10 protein-coding genes are annotated in these 10084 nt (G+C 39.2%); 5 read left to right on the forward strand and 5 right to left on the reverse strand.

What is annotated here, in order from left to right; genetic code table 11:
* Positions 1–561: 561 nt before the first annotated feature.
* Together C1E24_RS16160 and C1E24_RS16165 are read left to right on the forward strand one after the other, a co-directional pair.
* On the forward strand, positions 562–756 hold the full coding sequence (locus C1E24_RS16160) for a hypothetical protein (protein ID WP_138483223.1): 195 nt from the start codon (positions 562–564) through the stop codon (positions 754–756).
* A 31-nt stretch (positions 757–787) separates the two neighbouring features.
* Positions 788–1294, forward strand: a complete 507-nt coding sequence (locus C1E24_RS16165; RefSeq protein WP_138483225.1) for a hypothetical protein — start codon at positions 788–790, stop codon at positions 1292–1294.
* Positions 1295–1373: 79 nt separating this feature from the next.
* Here C1E24_RS16165 and C1E24_RS16170 read toward each other — a convergent pair whose 3' ends face one another.
* The 3 genes from C1E24_RS16170 to dapE form a co-directional block, all read right to left on the reverse strand.
* Positions 1374–1766: a DUF3019 domain-containing protein gene (locus C1E24_RS16170; RefSeq protein WP_138483227.1), complete on the reverse strand. Its 393-nt coding sequence runs from the start codon at positions 1764–1766 to the stop codon at positions 1374–1376.
* Entirely contained in the window at positions 1756–2574 is an 819-nt protein-coding gene (locus C1E24_RS16175) for a MipA/OmpV family protein (RefSeq protein ID WP_138483229.1), read from the reverse strand. The genes C1E24_RS16170 and C1E24_RS16175 overlap by 11 nt, the downstream gene beginning before the upstream one ends.
* Before the next feature lie 167 nt (positions 2575–2741).
* Positions 2742–3911, reverse strand: coding sequence for a succinyl-diaminopimelate desuccinylase (dapE, locus tag C1E24_RS16180; protein WP_138483231.1), 1170 nt, complete (start codon positions 3909–3911; stop codon positions 2742–2744).
* Between the two features lie 263 nt (positions 3912–4174).
* On the opposite strand from dapE, the gene C1E24_RS16185 reads away from it, so the two are divergent.
* The gene (locus C1E24_RS16185) at positions 4175–4825 is read left to right on the forward strand and encodes an OmpW/AlkL family protein (protein ID WP_138483233.1); all 651 of its coding nucleotides are present in this window, start codon (positions 4175–4177) and stop codon (positions 4823–4825) included.
* Between the two features lie 40 nt (positions 4826–4865).
* Here the strand turns inward: C1E24_RS16185 and C1E24_RS16190 are convergent, their stop codons facing one another.
* On the reverse strand, positions 4866–5405 hold the full coding sequence (locus C1E24_RS16190) for a thioesterase family protein (protein WP_138483235.1): 540 nt from the start codon (positions 5403–5405) through the stop codon (positions 4866–4868).
* 125 nt (positions 5406–5530) lie between these two features.
* Between C1E24_RS16190 and C1E24_RS16195 the strand changes: the two genes are divergently transcribed.
* Complete coding sequence (locus C1E24_RS16195; RefSeq protein ID WP_138483237.1) at positions 5531–6016, forward strand: hypothetical protein; 486 nt, start codon at positions 5531–5533, stop codon at positions 6014–6016.
* Positions 6017–6050: 34 nt separating this feature from the next.
* Here C1E24_RS16195 and tyrR read toward each other — a convergent pair whose 3' ends face one another.
* Complete coding sequence (gene tyrR, locus C1E24_RS16200) at positions 6051–7607, reverse strand: transcriptional regulator TyrR (RefSeq protein ID WP_138483239.1); 1557 nt, start codon at positions 7605–7607, stop codon at positions 6051–6053.
* 221 nt (positions 7608–7828) lie between these two features.
* Here tyrR and C1E24_RS16205 point away from each other — a divergent pair, with 221 nt between their 5' ends.
* Positions 7829–10063 (forward strand): CapA family protein, encoded by a 2235-nt coding sequence (locus C1E24_RS16205; protein ID WP_138483241.1) that lies wholly within the window; start codon positions 7829–7831, stop codon positions 10061–10063.
* The last annotated feature ends 21 nt before the right edge of the window (positions 10064–10084 follow it).

The raw sequence follows: 10084 nt of genomic DNA on the forward strand, positions 1-10084 counted from the left end.
ACCAGGCTGCTCCATCCCGCGCCAACGTGCAGCACTACTACTGCAAAACAGGCTGTATTATAGGGAGTGTTCCATAAATAAGCAACCATAAAGCATATAAATACACCCTGATTTCTTTATTTATAAGTAAAAAACAGAAACTCCTGAATTTTTAACTCAAAATTTTTAAAGCCCTCTATACTTTTAATTAAGCGCTTAGACGAGGCGATATCATCAAGTTAGATGATATAAAGATTAATGCAAATGGACGTGCCTAATATTTATGAGGCACTCACTATGAGTTTATCCCCTTACCAATTTCAGCTGTTAACCTCTTCGAGTAAAGATATTTGTGATAATTTTGAGCATTTCTTCACTTACTTTAATTTATTAGTTAAAAAGAAGCTGCCCTCTTTTATTTCTTGCTCTAATCTTTTTGATCATAAACAATACATTTGCTCTCTTACTGAACACTTAACTTCTCAACAGAGCATTTGGCTATATATAGAGAAAAATCGAGCTTATTTAAACCGGCTTTTTCAAGATAAGCACCAAGTAAATGTCTTTCGAGAAGTTTTTCTAATGGCATTAAGCACCACATTAAAATCTAAGTTTACACTCGCAGTGCGCAAAGCTTGGCAAAGTATATTGTTTGTCTTCACTAATATGGTACAAACGCAAATCCATGGTTATAGTAATGTGATATCTATGCTGCAATATCGAAATAAGCGTAGTATGACGACTCAATTGAATGGAAAATTGCATTCAGATCCGTAAACTGTAAGAAATTCGCTTATTAGGAACATAAATGAAAAAAGCACTATTTTTTGCAGGCATTTTTACCGTGTCTTTGACTGGCTGTGATGTTTTCGAAAGTTCGAAGGCACAGATTGAACAGCAATACTTATCTGAGAATCAAGAATTAAAGGCTGCAATTGAAGCTATTCGTGAGCAAGGCTTACAAACTGTTGCAGCATCAGCTGAAAAAGGAAGTGTCGCAGCCTGTGTTGCTACTAGCTTAGATGCTGATCCTATGGGTGCTTTGGTAGAAGTTGAGGGCGCATTACAAGATAGTGCTGATTTGGCTGGGTTAGTTGATACAATCAATAACTTAACCGAACAAGAGCTTAGCTTAGAAACAATTGGTCAGCTTCTTCAGCATGGTGCTGAAACCGTTGATTATCTCAAAACCTTACTCAGTGAATACGAGTTATCAGAATTACAAACTCAATTAACAAATTTACTTGAACAGGGCCAAAATAAAACTCAGGATGTCGGCCAGCATTTACGTGAACTAATTGAGCAATGCCAATAGCACCTCAGTTAAGGTTTGTATAAAACCTTAACTTCCTCTATTGAGCATCCTGCTACCAAAGGGAGACTGTTTGTCTCCCTTAAAATATTCTCCAACGACGCTTTTTAGACTTAATCTTATGTACCCAGTTTACTTCGATGGTGGTGACAGCCAAGGTATCTCTCTTTTGCTTAGAAATTAACTCATAGCTAATACTTTCTGTTGAGCCAAAATTCAGCGTATACATAAATGTCCTAGTATTTGCCCAACACTGAAGGATCTTCTTCGTTCCACTCTCTCTTAAACAGTAGTCACCAACATCTGGCGCTGTGACAGCAAACTTCACATCAGTATAGCAGGTTCGCCCTTCATTCAACGCCACGCACTTGCTCGGCATGACGTTTAAGATCTCGGTTGGTCCTTCATCTTTTGTTTGTGCATAACTCATAGAAGTCACAAGCAACGAACAAAATGAGATCATCTTAAAATACATACTTCACTCCTGCAAAAAAGACACGAGCATGTCTGGAGTGAACAATTGGGCTTTCTACAATATGCGATGAATAAATAAAACCAGACGCACCAGCACTAAAGACCCAATTTTCAGCTATTGGGTAATCTGCTTGTAGCTGTAAATAAAGTGATGAAGTATTACTTACTACATATTCAGGCCTGAAAGCAGTCGCTTCATCTGCATCAATACCGTAATAATAATCAATAAAGGCAGATGAGTAATAGTTTGCACCTATATTTAACCAAACATCCCAGTTACGTAGTTCAAAGTTGCGAGTTGTATCAAAATGAAATAACCAGCCATCACTGTCTCCAAACACATCAAATACAAGCTCTGTGACGGTTTGAAATTCTCCGTGATTGAAGTAGTAAGCAAATCCTAGAGAAAGGTCATGCTCTCTCTCTTTGATACCAGCGAGTTCAGGCACTTGGTCTTCATTTTCATAATAGCCACTTTCATTAAACGGTTGCTGGTAGCTGCCTAAAATGGCATCGATACCCCAGCCATCTTCAATGACTAATTGGTACCCTAAGTCTGAACCACCGTAGAAATCGCCTGAGTGGGTATTCAAGTAAAAGTTTTTATATTCGATTTTTGCATCAATCAATAAGCCAGGTGCACTAAAATGAGAATTGGCCCCCACGAGCTGAGTCATGGTTGAATCGACCCAAAACGTGCCTAAGCTGAATTGCCATAGCAATTCGTCTTTTTCAAGATGTTCGTCAGCGTAGCTAATAGTAGAAAAGAAGCAAATATAACATAGCAACAGTGTCGTTATTTTTTTCATTGTTTTTGTTAAAACTGTATTTATTGTCATTCTTCCTTGCATGATAACGTAAGCTTATGGTGTCCAACAATATGAAAATGATGTACTTACAATATTACTCACTTTCCCAAATCATAAACAGCACATAACCAAAAAGAGTTGTAAACAAATGCAACAGAGCAAAATGACTATTTGCAGTTAAAGTAATCTTTTAAAATAGCATAGTAAATTTGCTTCACCTGAATTAAATCTGCGATATCGATACGTTCATTAACTTGGTGTATGGTTGCGTTAGCTACCCCGCACTCTATGACTTGCGTATGGCTATTTGAAAAAAAACGGCCATCCGATGTACCTCCTGCAGTGGTCAGTTTGGGGTATTGACCACAGGTGTCATAAATAGCCCGCTCTACTAAGGCTAAAAAGCAATTATTTTGTTTATGCCCAGTGTAATAAGACTCACAGGGCCTTTCCCACTCACACTGTATGTATGCTTGGTTTTCAACTAATGCCTGCTCAACCAGCTTTATAATTGCTTTGCTATCATAGTTATGACTATAACGGATATTAAAAGTAATCTCACAGTTGTCCGGAATAATATTGTCTACACTATTATTCACCTGTAATCCTGTTATCTGCAGCCCCGTCTTAGAGCCATACTCATCCAACTCCCAAACAATGTTGGTCAGACTATTTATTATGTTGCCACTAATATGCGCTGCATTTACACTGTTTTCAGGGTAAGCAACATGCCCAGCTTTTCCTTTTATATGAATACGACCTGATAGCGCGCCTCTACGCCCATTTTTTATGGTATCTCCAGCAATTTTATCTGCGGTCGGTTCACCGACAAGACATGCATCAAGTACTATGTCGTTCTTGGCCAGGTATGCAGCGATTTCCTTACTTCCATATTCAGCTTCTCCTTCCTCGTCAGAGGTAATTAACCAATATAAGCTGCCTATTTGAGGTGATGTTTGATTGAGCATTTTTTTGGTCGCGGATAGCATAGCTGCGATACCACCTTTCATATCAGCAACGCCTCTTCCATAAATACAGCCTTCAAATATCTCGCCTGAAAATGGACAGACCTTCCACCCATCAGAATTTGCAGGCACTACATCGACATGACCAATGAAACCTAAGCTCGGTCCAGGACCGAACTGTTTTGCGGCAACTAAATTTTTAACGCCATTGACATCCAAAATGTCTATGTCAAACCCAAGTAGACTCAGTTGCTCAGACAGCCAACTTAAAGTACCTGCATCATCGGGGGTGATTGACTTGGCCCTGACCAAGGTTTGTACAAAATTTATGACTTCAAGGTCTGCTTTGTTTTCTATAGCTGCACTAATCATAACGTTCGTTTATACATAAAAGATTGAATGTTATTTAAACGTTGCAGTATTGCATTCGTGTGTCACTTTACTTGCAATTTTAAGTCTTTGCCGCATGTAAAAATTGATTTTGATACCCAAAAATTAATCTAAATCAAAGTTTCAAAAATTTCTGAAATAACCTGAAATAAAAATTGATCTAGAACAGTTTTCATTTCATAGACTGCCCTATAGTGGCTTCAAGAAAAAAATTACATACCTTGCAAAGGCATCAGGAGATGAAAATGAAAAAACTTGGCGCAGCTCTACTTACTACCCTTCTAGTAGCCGCTCCTTTAGCACAAGCTAAATTAAGCGTTAATGTTGGTCTAATTAATGTTAACCCTAGCGACACAGCTTCAGCTATTGATCAAAATAAAGCACTTGGATTAGTAGCAGATTCAAATACACAGCTGGGTATTACTTTTGATTATAAATACACTGATAACATTGTATTTGAATTAGTTGCAGCGACCCCATTTTCTCATACCGTAAATGGTGCAGGTGGTCTTGCTGGTGCTGAAATCGCTAAGGTTAAACACCTACCGCCTACATTTTTAGCTCAGTATCACTTTCTTGATTCAACAGCAAAATTTCGCCCATTTGTTGGTGTAGGCCTAAACTATACGGTTTTCTTCAGTGAAGACCCAAGTGCAGCGCTTAAAGCGACACTGAAAACTGATGATGTAAAGGTTGAGCTTGATAGCTCTTTCGGCATCGCACTTCAAGCTGGATTCAATTATGACATTGATGAAAAGTGGGGTATCCATGGTATGGTATCAAAAATTGATATCAACACTGATGCAACAGTATATGCAAACGGTGCAAAAGCACTAACATCAGATGTTGAACTTGACCCTGTTGTTGCGATGCTAGGTGTTAAGTACAAGTTCTAAGTAAAAAATACAGTTACTTTCTCGATCCCTAAGGCCACAATCAGTGGCCTTTTTTATTATTGCTTTTCTTCGCCTCTAACATTGCTTTCCAATGTTCTATTTCTTCCGATAATACAGGGGCTGGACCCGAGTAATTTGCTGCTGCAAGCATATCTTCAACAGAGACAATACCTTGTTTGCTTTTAAACACCCCTCTTACATAGGCTATCGCATGAAGGCCTCTCGCCGTTGTAAACTTTTGCTCAATGTAAAAATATTTATGGTCCCACCCAACTAACTGAGTACTGACTTTAAAGGATTCAAGCGGTTTAATATCTCGGATATAAGTAATGGCCGTTGCATTAACAATTGGAAACCAGCGACGCTTCATAACTACCTTAAATAAGCCAATCTCTTCTGTCATCCAAGTTCGAGCTAAGTCCATAAAGGCAAGATATCGCGAATTGGTCAAGTGCATATTAATATCGCAATCACTAGGCATTACTTTAAAATCTATTTTGCTAACATCCAGTAAGCCTTTGTATTCATTGTTTCTTTTAATCTTTAAAAGTAGCAGTATCAGCCTAAAATACAGGTTCATTTATGGTCCAACCAGTAAGTAAAAAATAAAGTTTAACATAAGCTTAGTTACTCACAATAAATTGTTGCTAAGCCGTATTTGCTCCACTAGTCTTAAAAGATAACTATTCTCACACGAAGCTTAATATGAAATTGTATACTTTTGTGCTTACCAGCTTGCTCTTTTCTTCCTGTGTTTTTGCCAACTTTGATTTTGAGGGAAAAGGAAAAATCACTTACCCAACAGGCGTAGACAAAACTTTTGCATTTGGCTTTGCTTGGGATGAACAAAAACAAGCATTTAGAATAGGTAAAAAGACCTATAACATGTCCAGTTTGCCTGAGTCATATTCTATTGCCCTTACACTCAGTAAAGACGATAAAAAAGTATGGGTTCAAGAATTCAATGCCGGGTTTATTGACAGTTTTGAGTGGCAACTCGGTGAGCAAATAATTACTTTAAAGAAGAAAGAGTTTAAGGTACCAGTAAAAGGAAACTATGTGCTTTCTCTTAATAAGATTGATTACTTTTTGGTGAAAAATAACGTCAGTATTCAGATTAAGTTTAATGAAAAAGGAATTGATAACATCAAGATAGATGGCGTGACAAAAGATATGGGCGCTAAAAAGTAGTCCCATATCTTAGTAAGCGATTTGCCAGATAAAACTAAACTTTTACGGTCTTTCTATTTATACCGTATTCTCTTAATTTATTTGCCACTGCGGTATGGCTCAGCCCTAATCTTTTAGCAAGCTGTCTAGAGCTAGGGTATGCCGGATAAAGCTTTCTCAATAAAGTAGCTTCGAAGCGTTTAACTGCGTGCTCTAAGGTGCCTTCAAAATCAGATTCCAAATACCCTAGTTCATGGGTGAATGTTGGCAATTGCATATGCTCAACACGAAGTTCTTTGTCATCCAGTAAAGAAACTGCGCGATACACTGCATTTTCAAGCTGTCTCACATTACCAGGCCAAGGGTATTGCTCTAAAAAGACTAGACAATCTGGTGCGAGTGTTGGTGCAGGCTGACCATTTTGCTGTGCATACTTTTGAATAAAGTGCTCTGTGAGTGGCCCTATATCAGCTTTTCTGTCTCGAAGCGGTGCGATATCCAATGTCAATACATTAATACGGTAGTATAAGTCCTCTCTGAAAGAGCCTTCTTGAACCATCGCCGGTAGATCTTTCTGTGTCGCTGCAATGATCCTGACATTGACTTTGACCTCATTTTCATCGCCGACTTTTCTAAACGTGCCATCTTGCAAGAAGCGAAGCAGCTTTGTCTGTAACTGGGTCGACATTTCGCCCACTTCATCTAAAAAGACAGTGCCACCGTCGGCTTGCTCTAACACGCCGCGCTTTGGCGCAGCATTCTCTTCAAAGCCTGCGTACCCAAATAACTCTGACTCTGCAACATCATCAGGTAAAGAAGCACATGACAAAGCGATGAAGGGCTTAATTGATCGATTTGATGCGTAGTGACATGCTCTAGCCAACAACTCTTTACCTGTGCCTGTCTCACCGGTAATCAAGATCGGTGCGTCTAATTGGGACATCTTGCGCGCTTCTCGCACAACACGGCGCATCGCCGTGCTATTGCTGTGAATGGTTGCAAAGCTTTCTTGTCCGTATCGTCTGAAGGCACTGACTTGCTGGCCTAAACGGCTTTGCGATTTAATATTAATTACCGCGCCAGCAAGAATATCGCCATCTGGCTTTTGCGGCACAGTGATCGGCAAGATATCAGCAATGTAATCTTCACCACCCACTTCAACACGCGTGGTTTGTCCTAATACTTCTTTACCTTCTAGCCAACGTGTGAAATTAAACCCTTTTAGAAGGTTATTAATATTCTCACCCAGCACATCGTCTAGGCTCAAACTGAGATCTTTACAAGCTGCATCATTACAATGACGAACCCACCCTTTTGCATCGATGGATATCACACCATCTGGGAGCGCACTAAGCAGAGTATTGAGCTCATTATGCTCTCGCTCAGAAGGTAAGAAAGCAGTAGTACGCACATCTTCAACACCATCAATTAGGCGAATCTCAGGCATTATTTTCTGAAATTGTTCAAACTCGATAGGTGGGAAGCTGACATACATTTTGCAATTAACCGAATCGACCTCAATGCCCTTAAGGTCAACCTGATAATTTACCAATATATTCAAAACTTCTTGTGCAATTCCTATCCGATCGGCACACAGGATTTCAAGACGCATTTGTTCCTCAAACAGGGCTATATATGACACGGCGAAATGATACTCTAAGAATAGTCGTCAGACTAGAAAAATGTAAACATTATTGAACGTTTCACTATACTTATTCTTTGAATAAGCTATTTTATGAATTGAACAGTCCACATATTGGATACAAATTTAACAATTGCATAAAGCGGAACAAATATTTTATAATACTAACGACTGATATATGTGAGTTTTAAATGTCATTAACTAGCTACCCCAAAAAATTTGTTAACCATGTTACAGCTTATTTGCTTCTCATATTCATATCAGCGTGTTCAGTTGAAGACCCATATGAAACAGGGCCTTCTGAGCAGCAGCAAGAAGAAATAGATGAACGTGACAAGGTTGTTGAAGCCATTATTCCTTTCTCTTTCAAAGTGAGAGATTCAACAGGCACCCCTATCGCTAACTTAGATGTGAAAATAGCAGGAAACTTATACCAAACGAATGCTCAAGGCTTAGTGCATGTAGATACGTTAACTTTAGGTAATTACCCCATTGAGATCATCCATCTCGATTATCATACTCTCTTTTCAACCATCAACATTTCTACGGCAAATGACAGCGAAGTCATAGTTCTATCTAAAAAAGTAGAGAATGAAATCAGTTTGGTTTTCGCCGGTGACACTATGTTTGGCCGCCGCTTTATGGATCCAAATATCACAACCATGAATAACTCGGTGCCCGATTTAACAGATGCCTTAATTAATAAATCAAATGCAGCAACCGCTGCAATTGAAATCACTCAACATGTAAAGCCACTCTTTCTAAATCAAGATTTTGCTTCTGTAAATTTAGAATCCCCAGTGCTCAATCAGCCAGTAAGTGTTCATCCAACAAAAGAGTTTTCTTTTTTCTCTCTACCTGAAACGCTAGAGGGTTTAAAGTCAATTGGCATCGACTATGTCGCGCTGGGTAACAACCACGTTTACGATTACCAATTAGATGGGCTAAATGACTCCCTGAAGTTTGTGTCTGAGGCTGGATTTCTTCATAGTGGCGCAGGTCTAAATAAAGTCGCAGCTTATGCACCGGTATTTGAAAACGTAAAGGGAACAACCCTAGGTTTAGTGTCTGCCACTTCAATTCGTGGTGGCGATCATGCGGTGACCTATGTCGCAGACGAAGAAAAAGGTGGCGCGGCTGACTTGTCTGATTCAAAATCATTAGCTGAAGCATTGCAGTTCAGCAAAGAAAATAGTGATTTCACCGTCATACAATTACATGGCGGCGATGAGTATTCTTATGCCCAAACAGACTATATTGAGAATCGATATAGTCTGATTTCAAAGCTCGAAGAAAAGCCTGACTTAATGGTGACCCACCACCCTCACGTTGCACAAGGCTTTGACGTCTATGATGATGTACCAACTGTATTAGGACTTGGTAATTTTGTGTTTGATCAAAACCGATTAGAAACAGTTTTAGGCCTTGCTGTTGAAGTCCGAGTTAACAAAAACACCACCCCTAAAGTGAGCTCAGCAAGGGCCTACCCTATCTACATAGAAGAATATAAACCTCGCCTCATTTCTGGTGATTTAAGTAACTACTTAATAAAGCGGGTTGCTGAATTCTCAAATAATGTCTCAGTGATCCCTAGGCAAGGATATGCTGACGTTTTATTCTCTCAACAAGTTGCTGCGACGCTATTAAAGCAAGAGGTAATCGAACTTGAGCCTGGTGAACATATTGTTGATTTACGGCTGCTGGCACCTAGCCATAGCTTTTTGAGCCAAATAACAACTGATGTTGAGGTCACTTCACTGACCTTGGGCAGAGATTTATTAGTATTTGGTGATTTCGAAGATTGGGATAATGATGATACTCAGTTTGAAATAAATCACTGGGATCATTCTGATGAAGATACAGTGCCATGCCTGACAGGTGCATACCGAGGCAATCAAGGATTATGCTTAACGAGAGACCAATTTGATAACTTTGCCCTAAGGGTACCGTTTAAGCAAACGGTACGCGCTTTTCCACTCACCCCTGCCGATGACGTTAGCAAAGTCTTTCATAAACATACACTTTACGGGTATGCTAAAGGTATCAATGCTGGTCAATTAGAATTAGATTTAAGTATCTTAACTTCTGAGGATTCACTTATTTTCTCTGAGCAAACTTTCCCTGTATTAGAAGGTGGGGAATTTAATTGGCAGCCGTTTAATATTGACTTTGAACTCCCAGACGACACAAATGTGCTAGGCCCAGAAAATTTACCGCCTAGAGGAATGCGTTTTGCATTTATTCACTCACCACCTAAAAATGGCAATGCTGAGCTACAATTAGATGATATTGCTGTGATTTCTTGGCAAAATTCAGTTAAACTTACAAATAGAAAGTGGCAGACAAATCAGTTACATGGAAAAACTTTTTTAAGAGTATCTACCGACAAGGCTGTTCGATTAAATTTAACCTTTAGTCAATTCTAATTGACCTTTTAGGAACGCTTG

It is taken from the genome of Pseudoalteromonas phenolica (assembly GCF_005876835.1).
Taxonomy (GTDB): Bacteria; Pseudomonadota; Gammaproteobacteria; order Enterobacterales; family Alteromonadaceae; genus Pseudoalteromonas; species Pseudoalteromonas phenolica_B.

Bases quoted from the DNA above. Each gene is read 5' to 3' on its own strand.
- C1E24_RS16160 (WP_138483223.1), top strand. From the start codon at position 562: ATGGCATTAAGCACCACATTAAAATCTAAGTTTACACTCGCAGTGCGC.
- C1E24_RS16165 (WP_138483225.1), top strand. From the start codon at position 788: ATGAAAAAAGCACTATTTTTTGCAGGCATTTTTACCGTGTCTTTGACT.
- C1E24_RS16170 (WP_138483227.1), bottom strand. From the start codon at position 1,766: ATGTATTTTAAGATGATCTCATTTTGTTCGTTGCTTGTGACTTCTATG.
- C1E24_RS16175 (WP_138483229.1), bottom strand. From the start codon at position 2,574: ATGAAAAAAATAACGACACTGTTGCTATGTTATATTTGCTTCTTTTCT.
- dapE (WP_138483231.1), bottom strand. From the start codon at position 3,911: ATGATTAGTGCAGCTATAGAAAACAAAGCAGACCTTGAAGTCATAAAT.
- C1E24_RS16185 (WP_138483233.1), top strand. From the start codon at position 4,175: ATGAAAAAACTTGGCGCAGCTCTACTTACTACCCTTCTAGTAGCCGCT.
- C1E24_RS16190 (WP_138483235.1), bottom strand. From the start codon at position 5,405: ATGAACCTGTATTTTAGGCTGATACTGCTACTTTTAAAGATTAAAAGA.
- C1E24_RS16195 (WP_138483237.1), top strand. From the start codon at position 5,531: ATGAAATTGTATACTTTTGTGCTTACCAGCTTGCTCTTTTCTTCCTGT.
- tyrR (WP_138483239.1), bottom strand. From the start codon at position 7,607: ATGCGTCTTGAAATCCTGTGTGCCGATCGGATAGGAATTGCACAAGAA.
- C1E24_RS16205 (WP_138483241.1), top strand. From the start codon at position 7,829: ATGTCATTAACTAGCTACCCCAAAAAATTTGTTAACCATGTTACAGCT.